This is a genomic window from Halorubrum luteum (assembly GCF_054652935.1).
In genome coordinates, this window is sequence record NZ_BAAIGT010000002.1 from 1,947,865 (window position 1) to 1,973,050 (window position 25,186).

At 64.8% G+C, this 25,186-nt stretch carries 25 protein-coding genes; 13 read left to right on the plus strand and 12 right to left on the minus strand.

Features of this window, described 5'->3' with window-relative positions:
• Positions 1 to 51: 51 nt before the first annotated feature.
• Entirely contained in the window at positions 52 to 1,230 is a 1,179-nt protein-coding gene (locus ACYQ0R_RS09605) for a dihydropteroate synthase (protein WP_459822921.1), read from the minus strand.
• 153 nt (positions 1,231 to 1,383) lie between these two features.
• Between ACYQ0R_RS09605 and ACYQ0R_RS09610 the strand changes: the two genes are divergently transcribed.
• Entirely contained in the window at positions 1,384 to 2,331 is a 948-nt protein-coding gene (locus tag ACYQ0R_RS09610) for a D-2-hydroxyacid dehydrogenase (RefSeq protein WP_459822924.1), read from the plus strand.
• A gap of 86 nt (positions 2,332 to 2,417) precedes the next feature.
• Here ACYQ0R_RS09610 and ACYQ0R_RS09615 read toward each other — a convergent pair whose 3' ends face one another.
• The 3 genes from ACYQ0R_RS09615 to ACYQ0R_RS09625 all read right to left on the minus strand — a co-directional run bounded on the left by ACYQ0R_RS09615 (position 2,418) and on the right by ACYQ0R_RS09625 (position 6,467).
• Positions 2,418 to 2,855, minus strand: a complete 438-nt coding sequence (locus ACYQ0R_RS09615; RefSeq protein WP_459822927.1) for a universal stress protein — start codon at positions 2,853 to 2,855, stop codon at positions 2,418 to 2,420.
• Between the two features lie 63 nt (positions 2,856 to 2,918).
• Positions 2,919 to 5,297: a DEAD/DEAH box helicase gene (locus ACYQ0R_RS09620; protein ID WP_459822929.1), complete on the minus strand. Its 2,379-nt coding sequence runs from the start codon at positions 5,295 to 5,297 to the stop codon at positions 2,919 to 2,921.
• Between the two features lie 672 nt (positions 5,298 to 5,969).
• Entirely contained in the window at positions 5,970 to 6,467 is a 498-nt protein-coding gene (locus tag ACYQ0R_RS09625; protein ID WP_459822932.1) for a hypothetical protein, read from the minus strand.
• Between the two features lie 155 nt (positions 6,468 to 6,622).
• On the opposite strand from ACYQ0R_RS09625, the gene ACYQ0R_RS09630 reads away from it, so the two are divergent.
• Together ACYQ0R_RS09630 and ACYQ0R_RS09635 are read left to right on the plus strand one after the other, a co-directional pair.
• On the plus strand, positions 6,623 to 6,916 hold the full coding sequence (locus tag ACYQ0R_RS09630; protein WP_459822934.1) for a DUF433 domain-containing protein: 294 nt from the start codon (positions 6,623 to 6,625) through the stop codon (positions 6,914 to 6,916).
• Between the two features lies 1 nt (position 6,917).
• Positions 6,918 to 7,262, plus strand: coding sequence for a DUF5615 family PIN-like protein (locus ACYQ0R_RS09635; protein ID WP_459822937.1), 345 nt, complete (start codon positions 6,918 to 6,920; stop codon positions 7,260 to 7,262).
• A gap of 108 nt (positions 7,263 to 7,370) precedes the next feature.
• Here ACYQ0R_RS09635 and ACYQ0R_RS09640 read toward each other — a convergent pair whose 3' ends face one another.
• A complete protein-coding gene (locus ACYQ0R_RS09640; protein ID WP_459822940.1) occupies positions 7,371 to 7,700 on the minus strand; it encodes a hypothetical protein in 330 nt (109 codons plus the stop codon).
• A 3-nt stretch (positions 7,701 to 7,703) separates the two neighbouring features.
• On the minus strand, positions 7,704 to 8,063 hold the full coding sequence (locus ACYQ0R_RS09645; RefSeq protein WP_459822943.1) for a helix-turn-helix domain-containing protein: 360 nt from the start codon (positions 8,061 to 8,063) through the stop codon (positions 7,704 to 7,706).
• Between the two features lie 504 nt (positions 8,064 to 8,567).
• On the opposite strand from ACYQ0R_RS09645, the gene ACYQ0R_RS09650 reads away from it, so the two are divergent.
• Positions 8,568 to 9,299, plus strand: a complete 732-nt coding sequence (locus ACYQ0R_RS09650; RefSeq protein WP_459825732.1) for a DUF5781 family protein — start codon at positions 8,568 to 8,570, stop codon at positions 9,297 to 9,299.
• Positions 9,300 to 9,492: 193 nt separating this feature from the next.
• Here the strand turns inward: ACYQ0R_RS09650 and ACYQ0R_RS09655 are convergent, their stop codons facing one another.
• A complete protein-coding gene (locus ACYQ0R_RS09655) occupies positions 9,493 to 10,026 on the minus strand; it encodes an Rrf2 family transcriptional regulator (RefSeq protein ID WP_459822946.1) in 534 nt (177 codons plus the stop codon).
• 170 nt (positions 10,027 to 10,196) lie between these two features.
• On the opposite strand from ACYQ0R_RS09655, the gene rocF reads away from it, so the two are divergent.
• From rocF to ACYQ0R_RS09670, 3 genes are all read left to right on the plus strand, one after another.
• On the plus strand, positions 10,197 to 11,102 hold the full coding sequence (gene rocF, locus ACYQ0R_RS09660; RefSeq protein WP_459822948.1) for an arginase: 906 nt from the start codon (positions 10,197 to 10,199) through the stop codon (positions 11,100 to 11,102).
• A 193-nt stretch (positions 11,103 to 11,295) separates the two neighbouring features.
• Positions 11,296 to 12,210, plus strand: coding sequence for a serine/threonine-protein kinase RIO2 (locus ACYQ0R_RS09665; protein ID WP_459822951.1), 915 nt, complete (start codon positions 11,296 to 11,298; stop codon positions 12,208 to 12,210).
• 96 nt (positions 12,211 to 12,306) lie between these two features.
• Complete coding sequence (locus tag ACYQ0R_RS09670; RefSeq protein WP_459822954.1) at positions 12,307 to 12,777, plus strand: Rieske (2Fe-2S) protein; 471 nt, start codon at positions 12,307 to 12,309, stop codon at positions 12,775 to 12,777.
• A 75-nt stretch (positions 12,778 to 12,852) separates the two neighbouring features.
• Here the strand turns inward: ACYQ0R_RS09670 and ACYQ0R_RS09675 are convergent, their stop codons facing one another.
• Positions 12,853 to 13,296 carry a DUF5788 family protein gene (locus ACYQ0R_RS09675; RefSeq protein ID WP_459822956.1) on the minus strand — a complete coding sequence of 148 codons (444 nt, stop codon included), beginning with the start codon at positions 13,294 to 13,296 and terminating at the stop codon, positions 12,853 to 12,855.
• 189 nt (positions 13,297 to 13,485) lie between these two features.
• Here ACYQ0R_RS09675 and ACYQ0R_RS09680 point away from each other — a divergent pair, with 189 nt between their 5' ends.
• Positions 13,486 to 14,346 (plus strand): YkgJ family cysteine cluster protein, encoded by an 861-nt coding sequence (locus ACYQ0R_RS09680; RefSeq protein ID WP_459822958.1) that lies wholly within the window; start codon positions 13,486 to 13,488, stop codon positions 14,344 to 14,346.
• A gap of 122 nt (positions 14,347 to 14,468) precedes the next feature.
• On the plus strand, positions 14,469 to 14,879 hold the full coding sequence (locus ACYQ0R_RS09685; protein ID WP_459822961.1) for a TRAM domain-containing protein: 411 nt from the start codon (positions 14,469 to 14,471) through the stop codon (positions 14,877 to 14,879).
• Here the strand turns inward: ACYQ0R_RS09685 and ACYQ0R_RS09690 are convergent, their stop codons facing one another.
• A complete protein-coding gene (locus ACYQ0R_RS09690) occupies positions 14,880 to 15,593 on the minus strand; it encodes a class I SAM-dependent methyltransferase (RefSeq protein WP_459822963.1) in 714 nt (237 codons plus the stop codon).
• A 209-nt stretch (positions 15,594 to 15,802) separates the two neighbouring features.
• On the opposite strand from ACYQ0R_RS09690, the gene ACYQ0R_RS09695 reads away from it, so the two are divergent.
• Together ACYQ0R_RS09695 and ACYQ0R_RS09700 are read left to right on the plus strand one after the other, a co-directional pair.
• Positions 15,803 to 16,075: a MarR family transcriptional regulator gene (locus ACYQ0R_RS09695; protein ID WP_459822966.1), complete on the plus strand. Its 273-nt coding sequence runs from the start codon at positions 15,803 to 15,805 to the stop codon at positions 16,073 to 16,075.
• Between the two features lie 38 nt (positions 16,076 to 16,113).
• Positions 16,114 to 17,055: a glycosyltransferase family 2 protein gene (locus ACYQ0R_RS09700; RefSeq protein ID WP_459822969.1), complete on the plus strand. Its 942-nt coding sequence runs from the start codon at positions 16,114 to 16,116 to the stop codon at positions 17,053 to 17,055.
• Between the two features lie 40 nt (positions 17,056 to 17,095).
• On the opposite strand, the gene ACYQ0R_RS09705 is transcribed toward ACYQ0R_RS09700, so the two are convergent.
• On the minus strand, positions 17,096 to 19,399 hold the full coding sequence (locus ACYQ0R_RS09705; RefSeq protein WP_459822972.1) for an alpha-amylase family glycosyl hydrolase: 2,304 nt from the start codon (positions 19,397 to 19,399) through the stop codon (positions 17,096 to 17,098).
• A 117-nt stretch (positions 19,400 to 19,516) separates the two neighbouring features.
• On the opposite strand from ACYQ0R_RS09705, the gene ACYQ0R_RS09710 reads away from it, so the two are divergent.
• Both ACYQ0R_RS09710 and ACYQ0R_RS09715 read left to right on the plus strand, forming a co-directional pair.
• On the plus strand, positions 19,517 to 21,634 hold the full coding sequence (locus tag ACYQ0R_RS09710) for a DUF7997 domain-containing protein (protein ID WP_459822975.1): 2,118 nt from the start codon (positions 19,517 to 19,519) through the stop codon (positions 21,632 to 21,634).
• A 75-nt stretch (positions 21,635 to 21,709) separates the two neighbouring features.
• Positions 21,710 to 22,129 carry a universal stress protein gene (locus ACYQ0R_RS09715; protein WP_459822978.1) on the plus strand — a complete coding sequence of 140 codons (420 nt, stop codon included), beginning with the start codon at positions 21,710 to 21,712 and terminating at the stop codon, positions 22,127 to 22,129.
• A gap of 37 nt (positions 22,130 to 22,166) precedes the next feature.
• Here the strand turns inward: ACYQ0R_RS09715 and ACYQ0R_RS09720 are convergent, their stop codons facing one another.
• Both ACYQ0R_RS09720 and ACYQ0R_RS09725 read right to left on the minus strand, forming a co-directional pair.
• Positions 22,167 to 23,990: an SLC13 family permease gene (locus ACYQ0R_RS09720; protein ID WP_459825734.1), complete on the minus strand. Its 1,824-nt coding sequence runs from the start codon at positions 23,988 to 23,990 to the stop codon at positions 22,167 to 22,169.
• A gap of 173 nt (positions 23,991 to 24,163) precedes the next feature.
• Positions 24,164 to 25,000 (minus strand): deoxyribonuclease IV, encoded by an 837-nt coding sequence (locus ACYQ0R_RS09725; RefSeq protein ID WP_459822982.1) that lies wholly within the window; start codon positions 24,998 to 25,000, stop codon positions 24,164 to 24,166.
• Between the last annotated feature and the right edge of the window lie 186 nt (positions 25,001 to 25,186).

Genomic DNA, 25,186 nt, shown 5'->3' on the forward strand with positions numbered 1-25,186 from the left:
GGTAACGTCACGAGCTCGAACGATACGTCTCACTCTCATCGGTCCGTCTCGTTAGTTACGGGCATCCTCGATCGTGGCCAGAACCGATTCGATGGCGTTCGGGAGCTCCGAACCTGCACGTCGCATCTCGACGAATCCGCCGGTCGTTCCGACCAAGAGCCCGCACCCGTTCGACGCCGTTCCGGGATCGGACGCCGTTTCGGACGTGGATGCCGTCACGAACGTCACGTCCGTGCCCGCGGTCGCCGCACGGATCCCCCCGATGGCCTCCGGTGAGAGCCCGCCAAGCTCGAACGTCCGTACGACGGCGCGGTCGGCGACTGCGGCATCGACGCCGAGCCTGTCACAGTGTCGGCGAGCTTCTCGCGCGGTCGTCACGTCGAGCTCCTCGACGGTGATCTCGCCGCGCTGCCGGGGTCGGTTGCGTGCGAACTCGGCACCGATACGTGCCGCATCCAGTGTTTCGGCGACGTCGTGCGTCCGAATTACGTGTGCGCCCCGCTCGACCGCCATCGACGTTGCGGCCAGCGAGACGGGAAGCGCCTCCTCGGTGCTCCGTCCAGCCACGTCTCGGAGGAAGTTCTTGCGGTTGATCGAAACGAGCAGCGGTCGACCGTATCCACGGAACTCACGGAGCCGGCGGAACGTCTCGCGATCGTCGGCGAGGGTTTTCGCCTCCGACCAGCCGCCGAACGCCGGGTCGAGGATCGTCTTCTCCGTGAACCCGTTCCGTGCGAGAGCGTCGTGTATCTCGTCGACGTCCTCGATCGCGCCGGGTCGCTCGAGATCAGGGGGTGACGCCATCTTCGAGACCGCGGCGTCGTGGTTCGCACAGACTTCGGGCAGCTTCGGGTCAGCAAATCCGCAGATGTCGTTAACCATGTCGAATCCTCGGGCGAGCGCCTCGTCGGCGACTTCGTGGTAGCGCGTCTCGATCGACCAGACGACATCCCCGGACACTGACGCCATGGTTTCGATCGCCGTGTCGAGCCGCTCGAGCTCCTCGTCGGCGGAGAGCACCTCGAACTTCTTGTTCGCCGATTCGAGACCGACGTCGACGATGTCGGCCCCCTCCTCGATCAGCGACTCGTCGACGTACGCCGCCGCGTCGGCGGGATCGTCGTACACGCTCGGATCGTAGGGAGACTCCTCGGAGACGTTGAGCACGCCCATGATCCGTGGTGGGTGGTCGTCGCCGATCCCGAGCCCCGCCGCATCCACGTTTCGCATACCCGTATCAGGGGCGGCACCGTTAAATGGGGTCCGGAAGCGGTCGGCGAGAACCGGACGTATGCGGTCCGGCGGCCGATTTGGGATCCGTGCCTTCCGGCACTCGATGTCCGGGACGCGGAGCCTTTTCACGGGGGCGGCCGTCGGACCCCCATGAGCGATCCAGATATCGCGGTGTTGCGGCAGACGATCCACGGCGTCGGCGCGCCGGAACTGGCCTCGGAGATTCGGGAGCGACTCCCCGATCACGAGGTGGCGTTGGCGGAGACACCAGAGGAGGAGCGGGAGCTCCTCGAAACCGCACGCGTCGCGGTGGGTCTCGATGTCGAGGAGTCGGCGCTCGCGACCGCGGAGAACCTCGAACTCTTCGCGTGTGTGTACGCCGGAACCGGCCACCTCCCGATGGAGGCGTTCGAGGCGCACGGCGTCGCCGTCACGAACGCATCCGGCGTCCACGGCCCGAACATCGCCGAGTACGTCGTCGGCGCGATGATCGGTCACGCTCGTCAGTTCCACCGCGCATATCGCCAGCAGGCACGTCGAGAGTGGCGGAGCTTTCCCTCGACCGAGCTGTTCGAGTCGACGGTCGCGGTCGTCGGACTCGGGGCGATCGGCACCACCGTCGTCGATAGGCTGGAACCGTTCGACGTCCGGACCGTCGGCGTACGCTACAGTCCGGAGAAAGGTGGTCCCACGGATCGCGTGGTCGGGTTCGACCGGTTCCACGCGGCGGTCTCGGACGCGGAGTACGTCGTGCTCGCGTGTCCGCTCACGGAAACGACGGAGCGACTCGTCGACGCCGACGCGTTCCGAACGATGCGCCCGGACGCCGTTCTCGTCAACGTGGCTCGCGGAAAGGTCGTCGACACCGATGCGCTCGTCTCGGCACTCCGGAACAACGAGATCCGAAGCGCCGCGCTCGACGTCACCGACCCGGAGCCGTTACCCGAGGACCATCCGCTGTGGGGACTCGGTAACGTGACGATAACGCCGCACAACGCTGGACACACGCCCGACTACTTCGAGCGGGTGGCGGAGATACTCGCCGACAACGTCACTCGGCTCACGGGTGACTCCGAACTTCGGAACCGAGTCCTGTAATCCACCCAGTCGATTACGCGTTCGTACGCCCGCATCCCTTTTGAGTACGTTCCTTACGCACGGCCGTTGCGGTGGAGCGATACGAATCACCGAACGACCGTCACCGGCACGTCGGCACGGCGAACGACGCCTTCTGCGACGCTACCGAGGACGACTCGGGAGAGACCGGTTCGGCCCTGACTCGCGAGCACGACGTGGTCGAACGGATCGTCGTCTTCGTCGACATCTCCGGCGGCGACGTCGAGGATCGTCGCGGTCGGGCGACCGAGCTCTAACCGCGTGTCGACGTCAGCGTCGACCGCGTCGGCGGCCGTCGAGAGGAGCCGTTCACCTCGCTGGCGGGCGTTCTCGTACCACTGGTCGACGGCACCGGGGAACCCGCCCTCAGCGCCGGTCGTCGAGTCGGCCGGATTGATCACGTGAAGGACGGTGGTCTCGGCGTCCGGCCACTCGTCGACCGCGAACCGAAGGGCGTTCACCGACTCGTCCGATCCGTCAATGGCGACGAGAATACGTTTCGTCATACGTGGCCTTCGACCGACGATGATAAAAATCCGGGCGTCGCGGCGTGTCGCTCCCGAGCCGGTTCACGCGTATTCGCTACCGACGACCTCCCGTATCCGTTCCGCAGTCACCGAACCGACGCCGTCGACGTCGAGCAGATCCTCCTTGGATGCGGTCATGACCGCCTCGACCGACCCGAACTGTTCGAGCAGGGAGCGAGCCGTGACTGGTCCGATGTCGGCGATCGAGGAGACGACGTACTCCTGTTGTTCAGCCTTCGTCTTCGTCGTCTTCTCGCCGTGAACGCTCACCTCGCGGTCTCGTGTCTCCTGCTCTCGGCGGGCGACCGTCGCCAGCAGCTCCGTCGTGTCCGTCTCGTCTTCCGTTCGGAGAACGCTGATTCCGAAATCGACGGCGAGCGACGCGAGTGCACCACGGATCGCGTTGGGGTCGATGTCGCGTTGCCCGTAGAGATTCGTCCCTTCGACGACGAGCACCGGCCGGGCATACGCCCGAGACAGCTCGCCGATCTGCTCGAACATCGACCGGTCCGCGTCGAGCATCGAGTCGACGAAGTCCGCCGCCGACTTTCGCTCGACTGCGACGCGGTCGGAGAGAACGTAATCGCCGACTGCAAGCGTCTCCAGCCGGGTCACGTGTCCCTCCCGTTTCGAGAGCTCCTTTGCGATGGACGAGTCGAGCTCGCGCTGGTCGATCACGATCTCGACGCCGTCTTCGATGCCGGCAGTAGCAACGATCCCGTTATCGTCGGTCTCGTCGGCCGCCTCGCCGTCGGCTTCGGTCGCGGCGTCACCGGAGCCGTGGTCAGTCGCAGCATCGTCGGCGGCGACGGCAGGGCTCTCGTCATCCTCATCCGCGAACGCCTCGAGGTCAGCCTGCCCCTCGCCGGAGACGGACGCCTCGATCTCGTCGGTCGCCTCCTTGAGCGCCGACAGCTCCTGTTCCATCTTCTTCTCCCGTCTTCGAGAGATCCAGAAGAACGCCTCGTCGCGGGTGTCTTCAGCCATCAGGACGACGACCTGGCCTTTCGCCTGTCTCCCCGTTCGCCCTTTTCGCTGGATCGACCGGATCGCGGTGGGGACCGGCTCGTAAAAACAGACGAGGTCGACCTCGGGGACGTCAAGCCCTTCCTCCGCGACGCTGGTGGAGACGAGCACCTCGAACTCGCCCGCACGAAACGCGTCCAGCGTCTCCTGCTGTTGGGTCTGGCTCATCCCGTCGGATCCCTCCTTGTCGCCCTGGCCGACGAACTTCCTGACGTCGAAACTGGAGGAGAGAAACTCCACGAGCGCCTCGGCGGTGTCCCGCGACTCCGTGAAGAGGATCGCGCGCTCGCCGCCGTTGATCCCCAGCGTCTCGGCCAACAGGATTCGCGCCTGCGAGAACTTCGGGTGGAGCCCGTCGAACGACTCCGCCTTCCGCATCGCTTCGCGAACCGTCGGATCCGCGATCATCCGTTGGCTCGCCTTCGATGCCCCAGACGACCGCGCGGCGTTGCGCTGGCGCTCGAAGTACCGCCGTACCGACTCAACCGACTGGGTCTCGACCAGTTCGACGGCCCGCCGGAGCTTCATCACCTCCGCGTGCGTCGACATCCCCTTGTACCCCTCCGACTGGTCGTTGTCCATCATCCGCTTGAGCTTTCCGCGCATCTCGTTGAGGTCCCGCTGGGAGAGGTCCGGGTTCGTCGTGTTCGTTACGCCGAGTGATTTGAGCTTCTCCAGGCGGTCGGTGATCACCTCGTTCAACGCGTCACGAATCTCGAGCACCTCGTTCGGCAGCTCGATCTGCTCCCACCTGACGTCGGTGTCGTGGGTGTACTCGTCGACGTCTGCGTCAGCCTCCGTCATCACCTCGACGTTCCGAAGCCCGAGGTTCTCACACACCGTCTCGATCTCTTCGGTGTCCCCGCCGGGCGACGCCGACATCCCCGTCACGAGCGGGTCTGCGGCGTCCGCGTGATAGCGGTCGGCGATGTACACGTACGCGTAGTCGCCCGTCGCGCGGTGACACTCGTCGAACGTGAGATGGGTGACGTCCCGCAGCGAGATCCGGCTTCCGACGAGATCGTTCTCGACGACCTGTGGCGTCGCGATAACGACTCTCGCGTCCGCCCAGAGCGCGCCCCGGTCGTCCGGACGTACGTCGCCGGTGAACACGACGATCTCCTCGTCGGGGATCGCCAACGCCTCCCGATAGAACTCCGCGTGCTGCTGAACGAGCGGCTTCGTCGGCGCGAGAAACAGCGCGGTGCCGCCGGTCTCGTGCAGCCGTTCGGCGGTAACGAGCAGACTGACCGTCGTCTTGCCGAGCCCGGTCGGAAGACAGACGAGCGTGTGGTCGTCCAGTGCCGACTCCGCGAGCCGAAGCTGATACTGCCGGCGCTGGAGAACTCCATCGACGAGCAGCGGACCGTCTACTCCTGCGGCCTCGGTCGCCATCGGCGACTCTTCGCCGGCATCGGCCTAAAGGCTTCGCGAAGCGGGGTGAAAGTTATCGGTCCGACCCCTCCTCCGCGACGTCCGCGCGGACCTCCTCCGGAACGTCCTCGTCGACCAGCTCGGCCCACTCATCAAGCCGGTCTCCGGACGGTGTGCGTGCGCTCATCATACGGAGCGTCTCCGCGATACCCCTTAACGGTTACTCCGACTCCTCGAAGTATGTACACCGCCGATGGTTTATCTTCGGCGGAGCCCACCGATCAGATCGTCTGCGTCATCGACGAGAAACAGGGCGTCGTCAACGCCGTGTTTCTCAGCTGAAACGCTGACCGCCTCTTCGTTCACACCGCCACGGCCACCGACCGGTCTTTTAAATGGCTCGGCCGGTTACAGTACGTGCGTGCCATCAGTCCCCGCGCGAGTATTTCCGTATGGGAGCGATGACGACGCGGAGAACCCAAGCACGTGACAGCCGTCGCACACGCGACGCGTCCACCGCCACGCAGGCGGTCGCCCGGCACGAGGGTTTCCCGGTTGACGCGGCACGCCGCCGGAGATGAGACCGGTCGTTAGTGTTCCGGGCGTACATTATGGCTCGCTCGCTAGCGCTTCGCTCGCCATCTGACCGCGAGGAAGATACCGATGTGTCCGGGCGCACAGGTGCGCCCGTCGCTATGTGGATTCGTTGCCGAGCCACTGCTGTAGCTCGGCTTTTTTCTCATCGTAGATGATCTCAGGGTGCTGGTCCTTTCCTTGCCGTACGATGGCTTTGATCTCCTCGAACAACTCTTCACAAAGTGATTCCAGCCTCTCCGAATCGGCCCGAGAGCTGTCGTTCATGATCGGAAAGTCACTCTGTTCAGAGCAGGATAATTCCTGATAGAGTCTGCGGGCGAGTGGCTCGTACAGGTTGGCGACGCGCTTCCAGTCCGCTGTCTCTTCCAGTGACCGCTGTCGGTATTCTTCGTCGCTACAGACTTTCTCGGCGAAGTTCCACATGTACGCCTCAGTTTGCTCGTCGAAGTAGAACCACCGGTTTATCAGCCAGTCCGCTTCGGTACCGACTGGTTTGACGATCATCAAGTGGTCACTGCCGACCGGCCCACCGGTGTCGAATACTAACGTAGCTTTACACCCGTTTACGGATCGCTCCTCTATCGTTTCGCGCACGTGGATCGTTCTCCGCGCTATCACTCAAATACGTCCGGAAGAGCGGTGACCCCCACCGTCTCGATTGATGAGGGTGACACAGTTGAAGACGGGTGTCATATTTTTGTTGAGATGTCAGCAGTATGCTTTTGCGGGAGTAGCAGCAACGTGTATATATGTCCGAGGGAGACTCCCGGCGGGTCGCACATGAGCTGATGAACGAAGCCCACATCCGTGGCCGCCGAATCAGCGTCCGCCAGGTGTACGCCCTCGTCGAAGAGCGCGGTGAAGATCCAGAGGCTGTCGCTGATCGATACGATCTCGACGTGGCTGATGTGTACCACGCCTTGGCGTACTATCACGACCACCCGCGAGAGATGCATACTGTAGAACAGGAACGCGAAGACGCTATGGAAGACTTCCGACGATCCATCAATCGTCCTGAAGGCGTCGATCCGGACACGGCGTGAAATGAGCGGATGGGCCTTTCTACTCGACGAGAACATCGATCCGAAGACGGCGACGTATTTGGAGAAGGAAGAAATCCACGCTGAGCACGTCCGTGATGTCCTCTGGCAGGGAGCAGATGACGATGCGGATGTTCTACCGTACGCCCGAGAACACGAACTGATTGTCGTGACGAGTGACGTGAAGGATTTCGGTGGATTACCACCCGATGTTCACGCAGGCATCGTTCTCCTCTACGATGATACGACGCCAGCGTACCAGGTTGCGGCTGGACTTATTACAATGACCGACACGTACCAAGATCGAAATTCGTTCGGTGGGCGTGAGGAACTCGATCCATGGGTTTGAACAGACGTGCTGGTTTTGCGCGTTTGAGACTCTCAGCGCGATTAATACACTTTCACCGAGCCTACTAGTAGATCCTCGCCCGGTAGTGTTCCGGGCGTATATTTCGAATTATCGTAGATACGTCTCTATTTTATCGACGACAGTATCGACGAATTCGTCAGTAACCCGGCCCTGCCACGCTACCAGGTCCTCGATCCGTGGCGAGTGAACGGCCCATGGCGAGACGAACGACTCGCGCGGGACACCGCCGACTTCCCACACCTCGGAACGCAGCGCAAGCGAGTCTTCGTACTCCCTGGTCGAGACGGCGACTGTAAGGAACTGCTCGTCGGCGAACGGGTGCAAACTGTTATTGACGATCAGCCACGGTCGTTGGCTGTCCTCACCTGATTTGAACGGGTCGGAACTGCGGACGACATCGCCTCGTTCCGGTTGCATTTCTCAGTCCTTCTCGCTGGGATGTGGCTCGTCCGGAGCGGCCGCATCCCACTCGTCCGGGTCGATTCCCCCATCCTCGTCGTTGAGCTGCTCCGTCACACGATGGAGGTCGTACGCATCCTGTACGCGTTCCAGATCTCTCGTGATCGCCCAGTACTCATCCTTATGTCGGACGAGATCACGACGTTTCAGGCGGGAAAGGGCAGTGCCGACCGTGTTCGGGTCTTCCTCGATTCCGGTCGCAATTTCCGACCGAGTGAACGCTTTGTCCTGATTCGTATACAGGTAGATGAGTACCTGCTTGGGAACGCTCGGACCACTTGGAAGATCGCCTGTTTCGAACTCTTCGATACGAACGGGCATACACAGTACGTAGTATGCTGATGTAATGAATGTACTGCTGTGCCTAAATCACCCGTCAAAGGCGAGTTCACTTTCACCGAGCCTACTAGTAGTTTCTCGCCCGGTAGTGTTCCGGGCGTACATTATGGCTCGCTAGCGCTTCGCTCGCCGTCTGACCGTGAGGAAGATACCGATGTTTCCAGGCGCTCAGGGTGTGCCTATCGCTATGTGGGTTTGTTGCCGAGCCACTGCTGCAGCTCGCTTTTTCTCGTCGTAGATCGCTTCCGGGTGCTGGTCTTTTCGCTGGCGTACGATGGCTTTGACCTCCTCGAACAACTCTTCGCAAAGCGATTCCAACTTCTCCGGATCGACCCGGAAGCTGTCGTTTATCAAGCTGTTCCAGCAACGTCGAAGCAGACACCGCCGGCGAGTGGCTCCGATCCTTCCCTTCGCAGGGAATCAGCTTATCTGCACACGACCGTCGACATAAGAGTCTTGTCGACCGAGACCATGATAACGTCATACATGGACCTTCGCGTGCAGGGGGACGTTCCCCCCGATCCGTTTCTCGGTGCCGCCGACCTCTTCGAGACCGAGTTCTCGCTGGAACATCCCGTCCACGTCCGGATCCGCGATGACCCCGACGAGCGCACGTGGGCCGGTCACTACGACGACCACCACGTACTGAACGTCTCGAAGCGGGCCGCGACGAGCGCGATGGCCAGAGAACTCGCGGTCCACGAACTGTCACATATGGCGCGTTACGAGGAGGGCCACGCCTCCCACGTTCAGTCGACGGAGGAGGCTCTGTATCTCGGACTCGCCGGCGAGGAGGTCGAACGGCGGAAGCTCGCGCACTGTTATCAGATAGCGAATCATATGAAAGATATCTACGCGGACGACATCACCCTCTCGGTCGCACCCGCACGGAAGCTACTCGGCTTTCTCGAGTCGACGCTGGCGGCAGCGGTCGCGGACCGTCCCGGGCCGCCACGGCACGGAGCGCGACCGACGACATCGACCGCGGATCCGGAGATCACCGCCGTCAACGCGGCGTTCGCACTCGCGCTGGTGGAGCGACACGACCTCGCCACCCGGAGCCACCGTATCTACGACCTCGCGCGTGCGGCCGGTTCGGACGCGCCCTCCGTCGATGTCGCCGCATTTAAAAGACGGTTCCTCGCGCTCGGCCCCGACCCTTCCGAGAGTGACTACCGGAAAGCGCTCGTGTCGGCGACGCGAGCGTACGCCGTGTGAGATCGCCGAACGAGCGCGAGAGCACGAAGATCGAGCAGTTCCGTCGACTACGAGGAACGAGGTAACCATCGAACTCTCGGTGTCGGGCGAAAACCGTGGCCGTCGCTCCGGAAAACCGTGGCCGTCGCTCCGTGTGCAAGGAAAACAACGAAAAAGGAGAGCCGTCCCGAGATCGAGGCGACGACGGATGCAATCAGTGAGCGGGCTCCTCGGCGGGTGCGCGCATATCGTCGATCCGGAGGATGATCACGTTCGCGGTGTCGTCTTTCCCGTCGACGGTCCCCTCGATCACGAGCTTCGACAGTGGGGTCGGGCCGACCGTCACCGAGTCGTCCTCGTGGAAATCACGGACTGACCCCTGAACGTGGATCTCGGCTCGACACAGCTCCGGATGGTGGACGCTGGAGAGGTCGATCCCGTCGACGTTGACGCCTTCGACGTTCTCGCCGTTGTGTTGGATCGGGACGTGCGCCGGGTCCTCCATCCGCTGGACGTCAAGCGCCTCGTAGGCGTTCGAGGTAGGTTTGTACCCGCCCTTCGGGCCGGGAACGCCCTCGACAAGCTGGAGCGCCTTCAGACTCTGCATCTGATTCCGGATCGTGCCCGGGTTTCTGTCTACTTCGCCGGCGATCGCTTCTCCCTTCACGGCGTCCTCCTCCTCCCCGTAGAGGTTGATAAGGGCCGTGAGGATCGTCTTCTGGCTCGACGTGAGCTCGATCGATGACATAGGCCCGACTAGATGGCCTGCCTGCTTAAATGCGATGGAACGAGCGTTTAAATCGTTCGACCGCTAGCCGCTTCGCAGCTCCCGAACGCGGAGGAAACGCTGACGGATCCACCCGAAAGGACGGCGTACGGACCCCCGCCATTGAAGCCGCGTCGGCGCGCGGACCCGGTATGACGACGGTACGGATCATCGGCGCGCCGACGGACTACGGAGCGAACCGACGCGGCGTCGACATGGGACCCTCCGCGATACGATATGGCGGGCTCGCGGAGGAGCTCGCGGGTGCGAACGTCGAGACGGTCGACGCCGGCGATCTCGCGGTGCCGCGAGCGGAGGAGCGTGACCCCGACGCCGAACCGCCGACGGCTGGCGACGCGAAGTTCCTTCGGGAGACGGCGGACGTCTGCAGCCGGCTCGGCGCGGAGGTCGCCGGAACGCTGGCGAACGGAGAAGTCCCCCTCGCGCTCGGCGGCGACCACTCGATCGCGATCGGCTCGCTCGTCGGAACTGCCCGCGACGCCGACGTCGGCGTGGTCTGGTTCGACGCGCATGCGGACCTGAACACCCCGTCGACGACGCCCTCCGGAAACGTCCACGGGATGTCGCTGGCGGCCGCGCTCGGACTCGGCGAGTTCGCCGACACGGAGTGGGCGAACGCGCCCGGGCTCTCACCGGAGAGCGTCGCCCTCGTCGGTCTCCGTGCCGTCGACGAGGCAGAACGGGAGCTGATTCGCGAACGAGGATTTACCGCGTACACGATGTCCGACATCGACGAGCAGGGGATCACGGATGTGACCGAAGCGGCGATCGAGACCGCGAACGATGGCGCCGACGGCGTCCACGTCAGCCTCGACCTCGACTGGCTGGATCCGAACGAGGCTCCCGGCGTGGGGACGCCGGTCCGAGGCGGGGTCACCTACCGGGAGGCACACACCGCGATGGAGATCGTTCACGACGCCGACGCGCTTCGATCGATGGAGCTCGTCGAGGTGAACCCGACGCTCGACCAACACAACGAAACCGCGGAGCTGGCGACGGAGCTCGCCGCAAGTGCCCTCGGAAAACGGGTGCTGTAGGACTCACCGGCGAAACGCACCGCTCTCCGGCGTCTCGACACCCAGTCAACCAGTCGAGGGCGAAGATCGAACAGCGGTGGGGCCGGCGAGCTGCGTACGGTGCGATATCTGATTTTTGTATAGCGGTATGCGGTACAATCCATCCAAGCAGTCGACACGCGGTCCTTTTAGGAATCGCCGGAGTATGACGGGTATGGTCCGGAACGTCGCCGCCGACATGGCCGAACTCGACGCCGAGGATTTCTATCTTCTCTCGGGCGTCGAGCAGGGGATGCGCTTCTCGGAGTGGGTTCGGCGCGATAAGCTTCCCGACTACGCCGATCTGACACCGGAGGAGGTCGACTACCGGCTGGATCGATGTCTCGACCGCGAGCTAATCCAGCGGAAAACGATCCAGTACGAGGGGTATCAGCTCACCTTCGAGGGGTACGACGCGCTCGCCTTGCGCACGTTCGCGGAGCGTGAGACGATCGACGGCGTCGGCTCGCCGCTCGGCTTCGGGAAAGAAGGCGACGTGTACGAAGCACAGTCGTTCAAGCCGCTCGCGTTGAAGTACCATCGCGAGGGGTACACCAACTTCCGAGAGGTGAACAGGGAGCGCGAGTACACCGCCGACCGGAACCACGTCTCCTGGATGTACACCGCTCGGAAGGCGGCCGAACGGGAGTACGAGGCGATGGAATCGCTGTACCCCGACGTAAACGTGCCTCGTCCGGTCGATCACAACCGGCACGCCATCGTGATGGACAAGTTCGACGGGGTCGAGCTCGCGCGCGCGAAGCTGGAACCCGAGCAGGCGGTCGCAGTCCTCGAACTGGTCCTACGCGAACTGACGACGGCGTACGGACACGGCTGGATCCATGCCGACATGTCAGAACACAACGTCGCGGTTGCGGAGTCGGGAATTACGGTGTTCGACTGGCCACAGGCCGTCGCCACCGATCACGACAACGCGCGCGAGCTCCTCGAACGCGACGTTGAGAACCTGCTTCGGTACTTCCAGCGGAAGTATCCTCACGAGACGCCCGACGACGTCGAAATCACCGCTATCGCCGACGCGATCGTCGACGGAACGTTCGAGCATCTCGACGAGATCGCGGGGCAGTAAACCGTATACAACGATATCAAATCGGCATCTCGAAGCGGCACGTCCGTGAGGAGCCGAACGCACAACGTTCAAACCGGCACCGGACTACGCTCGCGTATGGACGCCGACCGACGGATCGTCGACGCCGAGGAGGTGCCCGAAGCGGGGACGGTACTGGTGACGCTTCGACCGCTCGACGAGGAAGCAGTTGATGAGGAGGAGGGTGACGTGGGAGCGGCCGAGGACGGAACGACGGAGGCGGAGGCGATCCTGGTTCGGATCGACGATGTGGTGCGCGCGTATCGGAACTACTGTCAACACTGGACGGACATCAGACTCGACAAGGGTGACGGGGCGTTCGTCCGCGACGAAGAGGTCTTCTGTCAGAAACACGGCGCGACGTTCGAGACGGAGACGGGGTACTGCAACTTCGGACCGTGTAAGGGATCCGTGCTCGAAGCAGTCGACATCAAGGTCAACGATGGAGCTGTGTATCTCGTCGACGAGGACTACGCGTTCGTCCGCGTCGGAGCCGCAAACCTTCCGGAGAACATGAGCGACACACGGATGGACTTCACCGGGAACTAGGTGCCGAGCGGTCCCACGAAGGACGACGGTAAGCGACGCTAAACACGGTGAGTGAGCGGTGTGAATCGCCTCGGGTCAGAATCGCGTCCGCGATCCGCCACCCGACTCCTCGCGACCGAGCGCCTGTTTGAGGAAGTGCATCCAGCGCTTGCGGTCGGCGGCCTCCTGTCGTTTCGCCTCCGCTTCCGGTCCCGGAGCATCGAGACTCTCTAGCGCTTCCAGCGCCCGGTCGATACCGATGATCGATGCCGCCAGCTCCTGGCCGCGCTCGTAGCTCACGTCGCCCTCCTCGATCCGCTCTAGTCGATCGAGTCGTTCGCGGCGGAGGTTTCGTTTGGCCCGATCGACGCTGTCGCGTTCGCCGGGTGGAATCGAGTCGCGACGCTCGATCTCGAAGACGAACGTCCGAAGGTCGATCGTCTCGCCGCGGATCGACATCTCCTCGGGAATGTCGACGCCGATCGTCGCCGCCTCGCGGTTGACCCGTTCGAGGAGCGCCTTTCGTTCGTACTCCTTCACGCACGCCCGATACGGGCCGCGAACACTTCGCTCCTTCGTCGGTGGTGTCGCGGTCGACTCGAGACCGACGTAGATGCGTCCAAGTCAGGGATAGGTGCGCCGGGTCGACGACCGCCGAGCCGTCGCGCACACTGTCGCCTCGCGGCGTCGGAGGGACGGTATTAACTCCCGCCATCTCCGAGGGAACCCATGGAGACGCTCGAATCCGAGCTCGCACGCGCACGCGAGCTCGCCGTCGACGAGCTCGCCGACGCCATCGAGTCGATCGGATTCGAGTGTACGCGCTGCGGGGGTTGTTGTACGGGATACGAAACGGCGGGAAGCCACTGCGATAGCGACGACGACAGAGACGGTGAAGATAACCCCGCCCGTGGTGAGGACCGTGTGGACACCGACCGGGAGGAAGCCGAACGGGAGCCCCACACGGCGACGGCGTTCCCGGGCGAGATACGGGAGCTGGCCGATGCTGCGAGCGAGGAGTTCGCGGAGACGTACGACTGGCGAGACGTCGCGCGACCCATGCCGTACGGGCTCCACGAGAACGCCGACGGCGACTTGGTCGGCGAGACGTTCGAGTGGGCGATAGCGACAGACGACTGTGGCGACTGTACGTTCTACGAGGAAACCGATGGACAAGGGGCGTGTACCGTCCACGGCGCGCGTCCGCTCGTCTGTCGGACGTATCCGTTCAGCGTCGCACTCGGCGGAACGAGCCAACCGATGGGCGAGGCCGTCGACGAGGCGGGGATGGTCCGCGCTCACGAGTGTGAAGGGCTCGGCCGCGATATCGGTCGAGACGAGGCAGAGCGGCTCGCCGCCGCGCTCAAACAGCGGGCAGTCCGGGAGATCTCAGAGGCGATCGCCGTCCGGGATGAGTACGATCCGAACGCCGCGGAACGGGCCGATGTGGACGTCGTCGTGTTCGACTCGGAGGGGCCGAAACATGGGGACGGAACGCCGATAGACAGCGCGAGCAATGCTAACGCCGAGAGTGATACCGATGTCAACACCGAGACCGATCCCCACGCCACCGACCAGCGAACGACGTGAGAGACGGGGACGGAGCGTGGGAGCCAGCGTCGACGCGAAGGCGTCTCAGGTCGAGGGAGTCGCTCGTCGCGCCAGCGGTACTACTATTATTACCCGTTCGTAACGTGCACGCGGAGTCTACTATGGAAATCTCCGAGAAACTCCTCTGTCTGTTCAGTGCCGATGTTCGTGAAGACGGCGACAAGTACGTCGTCGAGGTGCCGCGCCGAGAGATCGAAACCGGCTCCGTCGAACCCGGCGAGACGTATCGAATCGCGCTCATCTCCCGATCGGAAGGGGACGGCGAGTCAACGCGTGAAACCGAGGAGTCGCCCTCGCGCTCCGGCGACGGCCCGCAGCCGCCGGTCGAGCCCGGAGAGATGCGCTACGTCGAGATCGAGGATCTCGGAAAGCAAGGCGACGGGATCGCCCGCGTCGAGCGCGGGTACGTCATCATCGTCCCCGGTGCCGAGGTCGGCGAGCGCGTGAAGATCGAAGTGACCGAAGTGAAATCCAACTTCGCGGTCGGCGAGATCGTCGAAGAGAACCTGTGATCACTCGGGAACTCTCGCGTCCCAGTAGGAGACTGAGGCGACGTAATCCCCGGGGATCGTGTTGCCGATGAGTGTATCGACGGCGCGGAACGGGTTCGCGATCGCGCCCGGAAGCTCCCGGTAGAACCCGTACGGCAACACGAAGTCGTGTTCCTCTCCCGCGAGCGTCAGGTCGGCGGCGCTAAGCATCTCGACGACCTGCCGTTCCGAGTAGAGCCGGGAACCCATCGGCAGCAGCCAGGTGTACAACAATCGGAGACTCCGTCGGTTGAACGTGTCGAAGAACACCTGATCGCTGCTGACGCGGCGGAGCTCTTTCATGAACGGGAGCGGCTCGTCCATGAGGTGGAAAAACCGCATGGCGACGACCGAATCGAAGTGGTCGTCCGGGAACGGGAGCCGGGAAGCATCACCGCGCATGAACTCGACGGTGTCGGACAGTCCAGCCGCAGCCGCCTTCTCTCTGCCCTGCTCGAGCATCTCACGGGAGATGTCGAGTCCGATGATATCGGCTCCGCGGTCCGCGAGCATCGTGGTGAACCGGCCGGTCCCGCAGGCGACTTCGAGGACCCGATGGCCCTCCTCGATCGGTCCGAGTGCGGAGAGCACCGCCTCCTTCTCCCGGTTGTCGATGAGCGTCCCGCCGCCGGAAAAGCGGACGTCGTCGTACTCTTCGGCGACCTCGTCGGCCTGATACCAGTCCTGTCCCTTCACGTTAAGCAGTCATCCACTCCGAACGACTAAAACCGTACTGGATGACGACGTAGACCGAGCGAGGAGCGACGCGTCGCGGTGTATCAGATGTACTATGAATTATTAGTATAAATAGAAGCCGAGAAGTGATATTAGTACCTTATATTGTTGCAAGTAGATTCCCCCATATGTAGACAACCTTTACGAACGGGAAACAGTTTCACTGAATTATGAGTACCAGTCACGTGGAGACGCCTGACCAAGACCGCCTATCGGAATCCGAGTACCGCAACCGGCTCCGTGAGCTCCCGCCGAGCGCCAAGCTCGTCGCCAAAGTGCTCGAAGGCGATGCACCGCTTTCACAGGGCGGACTCGCGGAGGAGTCGCTGCTCCCCGACCGCACCGTTCGGTACGCGCTCAACCGGCTGGAGGAGGAGGGGCTCGTCGACTCCCGCTACAGCTTCAAGGACGCGCGCAAGCAGGTGTACTTCCTGACCGTCTGAGGAAGCCCTTTTTACCTCTTCGGCGTGCAACGGGTGGTATGGACCTCTCGGTCGTCGTCCCGACGCTCAACGGTCGAGACCAGCTGGCCGCCTGCCTCGACGCGCTGGCGGCTCACGCGCCGCGTGCGGAGGTGATCGTGGTAAACGGTCCGTCCGCCGACGGGACCACCGGGATGGTGCGGGACCGAGACGACGTCGACGTGCTCGTCGAAACGTCCGACCGGACCGTCAACGTCGCACGAAACGCCGGGATTGAGGTCGCGACGGGAGACGTGCTCGGGCTCGTCGACTACGACAATCGGATCGGCGAGTCGTGGGTCGACGCCGTGGCTGCGGGACTGGAACGCGGCGACGTCGTGACCGGTCCGGTTCGGCGATCCGACGCATCCATCGACGGCGAGACCGACGAACCGGAGAGACGGACGATCGCGGGACGCGACGTGACGTACTTCGCGGGCGGGAACGTCGCGTTCCGGCGGTCGACTATCCGGGATCTCGACGGGTTCGACGAGTATCTACACACCGGGGGCGCACGCGACGCCGCCCATCGGCTCTCGAACACCGGCCACGAGGTGGTCTGGGAGCCCGAGCTCGCGGTTACCAAGGAGATCCCGACCCGAACCGCGGCCGACGGCGGGCGGGACTCGCGTGACTGGGGATGGAAGTACCGGGCGCTCTCCTACCGGCTACTGAAGAACTACGGGCTTCGGCCCACGGCGTTCATGCGGACCGCGTCGCACGCGGTGTCCGACGCGGTCTCCGCCGCCCGCGACGTCGTCCGTGGTGACGGAACGCCGTCACGATGGCTCGGGAACGGTCGCGACGTCGTCGGCGGCATCGTCACCGGGAGCTCCGACGGGATGGTCGCGCGAGCGAAGGACCGGTCGCCAGCGCGAAACCCGCACGGACTCTCGAAGCGCGCGGACCGCGCCGTCGCCACGTACGACGAGCGATCGGAGTCGCCGGCCACACAAAAGTAGCGAGTGACGTCGAGTCCGCCGTCGCGTGTAGCCAACGGTCTCACGGCGGCTCGGTCGGTTCGAGTACGGCGGCGTGGTCGACCGATACCTCGCCGCGCTCGACGGGGTCATCGCCGAACAGGTCGTGCGTGAAGACGTCCGGCACGGAGACGGTCGCCGGTCGATCACCGAAGTTGACGACGACGAGGAGCCCGTCCGCCCCGGTCCCGACGTCGTGCGCCCCGTCGTCGGACGCAGTGCTCACAGGACCGTCGCTCGTCCGCACGTACGCGGTTACCGCCCGCTCATCGCCGTCGACGACGTCGATATCCGTCGTCGGACCGTCGAAGACGACCTCGCCGGTGCGGAGACGAGGCTCGGCGTCACGGAGTTCGGAGAGGCGTCGGTAGTAGTCGGTGAGGGCGTTGTCGCCGTCGTGCCAGCTGAACGGGCCGCGAGCCGACTCGGCACCGCGCTCCTGCCCGGCGTACACCATCGGCGCGCCGGGGAGCGTAAACGTGACTGCGGCCGCGGCGCGCTGGGCGTGCTCTCCGTGTGCCGCGATATAACGTTCCTCGTCGTGGTTCTCGACGTAGCGCATCTGTGCGCTCGGATCGTCGAAGCCGAGCCACTGCGCCCGCTCGAACGCCCCCGCGATCGCGTCCGCCGGCTCCCGACCCGCGCCGATCTCCCGCAGCGTTCCGTACAGCGAGCTGTCGTAGTGAAGGTGGAACTCACCCTCACCGTAGAACGGGTCGTGCGGGATCGTCTCGTCGAGCAGCAGGAATCCGTCGGGTACGCGGTCGGCGACCTCCTTCCAGAACCCGTGTGGAACGCCCCATGCCACGTCGGCACGGAACCCGTCAACGACGGCTGCCCACTCGTCGATCACGTCGAGAAGCCAGGTCCTGACCGCGAGCGAGTCGAAGTTCAGGTTCGGGATCCGTTCCCAGTTGAAGTAGTACTCGGGTGCGGCGGCCGCGTTCGCAGCCGCGTCGCGGCCGTCGACGGGTGCAAGCGCGGCCCAGTCGGTGTCGCTCACGTCGACGTCGGCGGCTGCTCGGCGGTAGTGGTCTCGATACGCGTCGACGCCGGCGGCGTGGAGCTGAAACGCCGGATGGTCGCGGGAGGTGTGGTTGATCACCAGATCGAACACGACGCGGATATCCGCGGCGTGACAGCGGTCGACGAGCGACTCGAACGATTCGCGGGATCCGAGGTCGTCCGCGGTGTCGAAGTAGTTGGTGACATGATACCCGTGCTCCGTCGGCGAGGCCAGCACTGGCGTCAGCCAGAGCACGTCGACCCCGAGACTCTCCAGATACGGGAGTCGGCGTTCGATCTCGGTAAACGTCGTCCGTAGCGTCTCTCCCGCGAACGACCGAACGTACACCTCGTAGATCGTCGGCGCAGTCGCCCACGCCGGACGCACGGAAGGGTCCGTCCCCGTGAGCGACGGAAGCGAGTCGTCTCCGGTGACCTGTCGCGTGCCCTCGGCAGCGACTCCCTCGGCAGCGACTCCCTCGTCCACCACGTCGATCCGGATCGTCTTCATCACGCCGTATCGGGCTGCGTGTGGCACCGCGTGGATCCGGACCGAGTCCGGAAGCTCCGCGATCGGGACGGAGAGCGTGTTGCCGTCGGCCCGTGCCTCCAGCGCGTCGATCGTCCCGGGCTCCGCGTCGCGGTCGTCGATGAGGAAGTCGACGCCGACATCGCTATCCCGGTCGACCGACGTCGACTCGGCGTCGGGTGGAGACGCCGGATCGGCCGTCACGACCAGGGTATCACCATCGACCGTCGCCGACAGCGACGCTGTCGGTCGGCCGGGGCCGGGGACCTCGTGAACGCCACGATGCTGGTTTGCGGGGTCGTCGTCGACGACGAACCCGAACCCGTGACTGCCGGGCGGAACTCGGGTGTCGACGACCCACTCGTCGCCGTCGCGTTCCGCACGGTCACGGGCGAGCAGGTTGTCGTTGTGCGCCCACATGAGCGAGACGCGGTCGATATCGCCGCAGCGCTCGTCTTCGTCGGTCGCTGCGGCCAGAAGCTCGTCGTGCGAGACGCGGATCTCGGTTCGTCGGCGCTCGTCCGGAAACGCCCGAACGCGCTGGCGATGCGTGCCGTCCGGGGCATCGAGCTCGAGAACGTACGTTCCGGGGACGTCCGGATGAAGGTAAACGACCGGGTCGTCGTCCCGGCTCGTCGCGCCGCCGCGAAGGATCGGTCGGCTATCGTCGACGCTCGCGTCGGGGGCCTCCCGAAGCCGCCACGTGTACGTGCCCGCAGGATCCGGATCTCGCGGTGCCAGCTCGACGGGCTCGCCGACGCTCGTCGCCCGGGGTGGACCGGGTTCGTGCATACACCTACCCCGGTCCCGGCCGGCTTGAGCGTTTCTTTCGTCCCGAGCTTCCGAGGTAAACGTGTGAATAATAATTACACCAAAAGTTGATACCGTCGGAACACCGAGGAAGCGGTAATGCAACTTCGAGACGCTATCGACGATCACAAGCGCCACGTCGGCCATGCAACCCGGTTCCCCGGGGAGCGACGGACTCTCTCCGGGCGGTTTACCGGGACCGGCGGGCGACTCGTCCACGTCGACGCCGACGGGAGGCTCCGCGATTTCGGCTCTCCGCTCACCGGCCACGCCGGACTCACGCGGGCGCGATTCGGCCTGATCGTCGCCGGCGACGTGACGTGGCTTGACGACGTCGAGACGCATCAGTCGTACGTCGGCGAGACGGCGCTGGTACGGACGGTGCACGAGACGGCTGTCGCGACGGTGCGGCGACACGACCTGACGATCGGCGACGCACATCTCACCCACGTGACCGTCGAGCCCGATCCGGACGCCGACGTCGACCCGTCGGCGCTTTCGCTGGCGGTTTACGCCGTCTTCTCGCCGGACGGTCGGGAGCACCAGGTGGGGCAGCTCCGCTTCGACGACGCGGTGGAGGTGTACCACGACACCGAACACGACTACCTCGCGAGCGCAACCGGCTTCGACGCGCTGGGCGGCGAGCTTCCGATGACGATCCCGGAGATCCTCGGCCCCGACCCGGTTGACCTCCCCCGGGATCGCGACGGCGAGCGGTACGAGGAGGAGCAGCTCTCCGGCGAGCTCCTCGCGGCCGTTCCGTTCGAGGACGGCTCGACCGTCGTCGGGTCGCTGCTCACCGAGCGGCCGGAAACGACTCGCGAGGCCGCGAGAGACCGACTCGACGAGCTGTTCGACGAGTTCGGCGATCTCGACGCGCTCGTCGAAGCCGCGGGCGAGGCGACCCCGTCGCTCCCGGACTCGGTGCCGGAGCGCGAGGCGATCGTCGCCGACCTCCGGGTGCTCTCGCTTTTGTCGGCGGCGACCGGGCTCCGGATCGCCGGTCCGGATTTCGACCCACACTTCCTCCACTCCGGCGGCTACGGCTACACGTGGTTCCGCGACGACGCGGAGATATCGACGTTTCTGCTCGACGCTGACGCCCGGCTCGGTGTCGGTCTCGGCGACTGGCACGAGCGCTCGGCCCGGATGTACGTGGCGACGCAGCGACCGGACGGCTCGTGGCCACACCGCGTCTGGCCGCGCAACGGCGCGCTCGCCCCCGGCTGGGCGAACGCCCGCATCGAGGATGGCTCCGGGGTCGACTACCAAGCGGATCAGACCGGCAGCGTCATCGCGTTCCTCTCGCGGGCCCGAGCGGCCGGCGTCGACATCGACGGGCTCGACGCCGCGCTGGTCCGCGCGCTCGGCAGCCTCGACGAGACGCTCGCGGACGACGGGCGACCCGTAGTCTGTCAGAACGCGTGGGAGGACACGAACGGTCGGTTCACCCATACGACCGCGACGTTCCTCGAGGCGTACAGCGATCTCGCCCGACACGGGACGCGACTCGAGGCGGACGAGGTCGAGGCGGGCGTCGACGGCGATCCCGCCGCACACGCCGCGGAGCGCGCTCGTGAGGTGTACGACGCGCTCGACGACCTGTGGATCGACGAGCGGGGATGTTACGCGCTTCGCGAGACGCCCGACGGCGCGGTCGACGATAGACTCGACTCCGCGACCCTGTCGCTGGCGGCGGCTCACCGATCGTTCGACGCCCTGTCTCGGACGGCGGAGTCGACGGCTGCGACCCACGGAGCGGCCGTGGGAGGTGTCGGCGAGGAGCGACTCGACCGGCTGGTCGAACACGTCGAGACGATCGTCGACGGACTCGCGCACGAGACGGACGCGATCGCCGGACTGATCCGGTACGAGGGCGACGGGTGGCGGCAGGCCGGACAGGCCTCCGAGAAGGTGTGGACGGTGTCGACCGCGTGGGGCGCCAACGCCTGCGCGGAGCTGGCGGTCCTGCTCGCGGACCACGACGACCCGCGTGCGGAGCGGCTCGCCGAGCGTGCCCGCGACCTGCTCGCACACGTCTCGCCGGGCGGGTCGCTGTGTGCGGAGACGAGCTACCTCCCCGAGCAGCTGTTCGACGACGGGACGCCGGACAGCGCGACCCCGCTCGGCTGGCCCCACGCCATCCGGCTGGCGACGATCGCCATCCTCGACGACCACGACCTCCTCACGAACGACCCGATCCCGGCCGACGACTGAGACGGAGCTCCGGTATCGAGCAGTCGATCGGCCGATGGCTCCACCTATTTACGTTCGCGATGCGATGAGACGACCATGATCGACCGAGTGTTAGTGCCGATGGACGAGTCGGAGATGGCACGGCGGGCGCTGGAGTACGCGCTCGACGCCTACCCGGATGCGAGGATAACCGTCCTTCACGTCGTCGGGGAGGCGACGCCGATGATGGGTGGAGCGACCGGGATCGCACTGGAGGACGACGTTGGGGCGGCCGCCGAGGAACGCTCCGAGGCGGTGTTCGAGATCGCAGCCGAACTCGCCGGCGAGCGTGGGGTCGAGGTCGACACGAAAACGCGGATCGGCCATCCGGCGCGCACGATCGTCGAGGCGTCGACGGAGTTCGACACGGTCGTCGTCGGCAGTCACGGCGGCTCCATCGTCGACCGGCTGTTCGTCGGCGACGTCGCGGAGACCGTGTTCCGCCGGGCACCCGTTCCGGTCGTCGTCGTTCGGTGACTGCGGCGCCGACGACGCACGGTCCGGAGCGTCCGATTTACACGCCCCAGAAGAACACGATCCCGAGCGTCGTGACGACGGTGAGGATCAGCTGCAAGGGAGCGCCGACGCGGAAGAAGTCGCCGAACCGGTAGCCGCCCGGACCGTACACCATCAGGTTGGTCTGGTAGCCGATCGGCGTGAGCATCGCGGTCGACGCCGCGAACGTCACGGCGAGCACGAACGAGAACGGCTCGGCACCGATCGCCATGGCGGTGTCGATGGCGACCGGGATCATCAACACGACGCTGGCGTTGTTGCTCACGACGTTCGTGATAAGCGCCGTGAACAGGTAGAACAACCCGAGTACGACGATCACGTTGAGGCCGGTCGAGTAAACGACGATACCGCTCGCGAGCCACTCGGCCGCACCGGTTCGTTCCATCGCGACGCCGAGCGGGATGAGCCCTGCGAGAAGGAAGATCACGCTCCAGTCGACCGCGGAGTACATCTCGGTGGGTTTTACACAGCCCGTTGCCACCATCGCGACGATACCGCCGAGCGCGCTCACGACGATTGGCATGACCTCCAGCGCCGCAAGCGCGACGACTCCCGCAACGATCGCGATAGCGACCGGGATCTTCGAGGTGCGGAAGTCTGGCCGGGTGAGCCGCCCGCCGACGACGAAGTTCCGGTCGTTGATGAACCGCTGGATCGTCTCCTCCGTCGCCTGCAACAACAGGGTGTCGCCGGCGCGGAGCTGGCGCTCGTCCATCCGTGCGTGGATGACCCGCCCGCCACGGCGGATCGCGAGTACGGTCGCGTCATAGCGGTTCCGGAAGTTCAGCGTCTCCAGCGTCTCGCCGATGATCGACGCCTCCGGCGAGATGACGACCTCGACGAGATTCTGTTCCGTCTCCGCCTCGACAGCATCCGCCTCCGTCGTGAGCTGTGCGTCCGTCACCTCGGCATCCGGTGCGAGATCAAGCCCCTCTGCGTCGATGAGCGTCATGAGACTCTCCCGGTCGGTCCGGAGCACGAGCACGTCCTCCTCGCGAACCTCCTTGCGGGCGAGCGGCTCGGTGAACGCCTGGTCGTCGCGGACGAGCTGGACGATGTCCGCGTCGACATCGATCTGTTCGAGACACTGGTGCACCGTTTTGCCCACGAACGGCGAGTCGTCGCGGACGACGACCTCGGTGAGATACTCCGTCATCTCGAACTCCTCGATCAGCTCGTCATCCATCCGGATCCGCTCGGGGACCAGATACCGGCCGACCGTCGCGAGATAGATCCCGCCGGTGAGGAGGACGATGAGTCCGAGCTGTGTGAACTCGAACATCGAGAACGGGCGGTCGAGCAGGCGTGCAGAGAGGTCGCTCGCGAGGATGTTCGTCGACGTGCCGATGAGCGTGAGCATGCCGCCGAGCATCGCCATGAACGACACCGGCATCAGCAGCCGCGACGGCGAGACGCCGGTCTTCTTCGAGATGGCACTCACCATCGGGATCATGATCGCGACCACCGGGGTGTTGTTGATGAACCCGGCCGTTCCGCCGGAGAGCCCCAGTACTGCGACCAGCTGTTTAAATGGGCTGTCGCCGAATCGGTCGGCGATCCACGCCCCGAGCTCGTTGATCAGCCCCGACTGACGGATCCCCTCGCTGAGCACGAACATGGCGAGGACGGTGATCGTCGCGGAGCTGGAGAAGCCGCCGATACCGGTCGCCGCGTCCACCTGCGTCCACGGCTCCAACACGATCAGCGCGAACATCACGCCGATCGCCGTCACGTCGATCGGGAGCGGCTCCGTGATGAAGAGGACGAGCGCAGCCGCAATGATCGCGAACACCACCAGAATCTCCGCCGTCAGCGGTGGGATCGCCGGCTCCGCCTGCTGAAGCAACGCCGTCGGCTCCGACAGTGACCGGGGACCGAACCGCCCCGTCCGCGCCGCGATCAGGAAGGTCACGTCCGCCGATCGTCGAGTGAAAAAAAGAGTGTTGTGGTCGCGTCGGACACGAGCCGGGCCGGGGGAGACTCGTCCGAGAGCCGTTACTCCGCGCGAAGATCGCGGACCCGCTGGATGTTCCACGCGAAGCTTCGCCCGTTCTCGGTCGGGGTCTCGAGCGCGAACGGAACCTCAACGAGATCAGGATGGTTGACGATCCGCTCCATCCCCTCCTCACCGATGTGTCCCTCACCGATGTGGGCGTGTTCGTCCTTGTGCGTGCCACACGCGTGTTTCGAGTCGTTGAGGTGGATATACCGGAGGTGGTCCAGTCCGACGATATCGTCGAACGTCGCGATCGTCTCGTCGACCGCGTCGCTCGAGGAGAGGTCGTAGCCCGCAGCGAACATGTGGGCGGTGTCGAGACAGACGTCGATATCCGTCTCGGTGCGGTCGATGATCCCCGCGAGATGCTCGAACTCGCCGCCGAGCTTCGTTCCCGCCCCCGCGTCGCTCTCGATGAGGATCGTGACGTCGCCCGGCACGTCGAGGTCGTCGATCACGGACGCGGCGTTGTCGAGTCCGCCGTCGACGCCAGCGCCCGTGTGTGCGCCGAGATGGACGTTGACGTACGGGATGTCGAGGCGGTCGGCCGCGTCGAGCTCCGCCTGCATGGAGTCGAGCGATTTCTCGCGGAGTCCCTCCTTCGGCGTACAGAGGTTGACGAGGTAAGACGTGTGGATCACCCACGGCCCGTCGAGCTCGCGTTCGGTTCCGGTTCGGAACCGATCGGCCTCCTCCTCGCCGATGTTTGGATCCTGCCACACCTGTGGGGAGTGGGTGAAGATCTGTCCGCAGTTGCCACCGACCTCGACCTGGTTGTCGACCGCGTTGTCGACGCCGCCGGCGATCGACACGTGTGCACCGACTCGAAGGCTCATACGACTGCAACGGGATGGACTCAAAAAGCCGCTTCGGAAACGGTCGACAGCTCGCGGCTCGTACCGAATGCAGTGGCACCGAACAGTTTCACGTGTGTCTCCGTCGAGACATCACGGATCCCGGACAGTTTTACACCACGACTGTAGAGAAGCACCGATGGCAACGGTTCTGTGGAACGCCGAATG

Excerpts from the sequence above, each read along its gene's own strand:
- ACYQ0R_RS09610 (WP_459822924.1), top strand. The coding sequence starts at position 1,384 with ATGAGCGATCCAGATATCGCGGTGTTGCGGCAGACGATCCACGGCGTC.
- ACYQ0R_RS09670 (WP_459822954.1), top strand. The coding sequence starts at position 12,307 with ATGGACGCCGACCGACGGATCGTCGACGCCGAGGAGGTGCCCGAAGCG.
- ACYQ0R_RS09650 (WP_459825732.1), top strand. The coding sequence starts at position 8,568 with ATGGACCTTCGCGTGCAGGGGGACGTTCCCCCCGATCCGTTTCTCGGT.
- ACYQ0R_RS09635 (WP_459822937.1), top strand. The coding sequence starts at position 6,918 with ATGAGCGGATGGGCCTTTCTACTCGACGAGAACATCGATCCGAAGACG.
- ACYQ0R_RS09655 (WP_459822946.1), bottom strand. The coding sequence starts at position 10,026 with ATGTCATCGATCGAGCTCACGTCGAGCCAGAAGACGATCCTCACGGCC.
- rocF (WP_459822948.1), top strand. The coding sequence starts at position 10,197 with ATGACGACGGTACGGATCATCGGCGCGCCGACGGACTACGGAGCGAAC.
- ACYQ0R_RS09710 (WP_459822975.1), top strand. The coding sequence starts at position 19,517 with ATGCAACTTCGAGACGCTATCGACGATCACAAGCGCCACGTCGGCCAT.
- ACYQ0R_RS09695 (WP_459822966.1), top strand. The coding sequence starts at position 15,803 with ATGAGTACCAGTCACGTGGAGACGCCTGACCAAGACCGCCTATCGGAA.
- ACYQ0R_RS09620 (WP_459822929.1), bottom strand. The coding sequence starts at position 5,297 with ATGGCGACCGAGGCCGCAGGAGTAGACGGTCCGCTGCTCGTCGATGGA.
- ACYQ0R_RS09645 (WP_459822943.1), bottom strand. The coding sequence starts at position 8,063 with ATGCCCGTTCGTATCGAAGAGTTCGAAACAGGCGATCTTCCAAGTGGT.
- ACYQ0R_RS09680 (WP_459822958.1), top strand. The coding sequence starts at position 13,486 with ATGGAGACGCTCGAATCCGAGCTCGCACGCGCACGCGAGCTCGCCGTC.
- ACYQ0R_RS09700 (WP_459822969.1), top strand. The coding sequence starts at position 16,114 with ATGGACCTCTCGGTCGTCGTCCCGACGCTCAACGGTCGAGACCAGCTG.
- ACYQ0R_RS09615 (WP_459822927.1), bottom strand. The coding sequence starts at position 2,855 with ATGACGAAACGTATTCTCGTCGCCATTGACGGATCGGACGAGTCGGTG.
- ACYQ0R_RS09640 (WP_459822940.1), bottom strand. The coding sequence starts at position 7,700 with ATGCAACCGGAACGAGGCGATGTCGTCCGCAGTTCCGACCCGTTCAAA.
- ACYQ0R_RS09605 (WP_459822921.1), bottom strand. The coding sequence starts at position 1,230 with ATGCGAAACGTGGATGCGGCGGGGCTCGGGATCGGCGACGACCACCCA.
- ACYQ0R_RS09705 (WP_459822972.1), bottom strand. The coding sequence starts at position 19,399 with ATGCACGAACCCGGTCCACCCCGGGCGACGAGCGTCGGCGAGCCCGTC.
- ACYQ0R_RS09630 (WP_459822934.1), top strand. The coding sequence starts at position 6,623 with ATGTCCGAGGGAGACTCCCGGCGGGTCGCACATGAGCTGATGAACGAA.
- ACYQ0R_RS09685 (WP_459822961.1), top strand. The coding sequence starts at position 14,469 with ATGGAAATCTCCGAGAAACTCCTCTGTCTGTTCAGTGCCGATGTTCGT.
- ACYQ0R_RS09665 (WP_459822951.1), top strand. The coding sequence starts at position 11,296 with ATGGTCCGGAACGTCGCCGCCGACATGGCCGAACTCGACGCCGAGGAT.
- ACYQ0R_RS09715 (WP_459822978.1), top strand. The coding sequence starts at position 21,710 with ATGATCGACCGAGTGTTAGTGCCGATGGACGAGTCGGAGATGGCACGG.
- ACYQ0R_RS09725 (WP_459822982.1), bottom strand. The coding sequence starts at position 25,000 with ATGAGCCTTCGAGTCGGTGCACACGTGTCGATCGCCGGCGGCGTCGAC.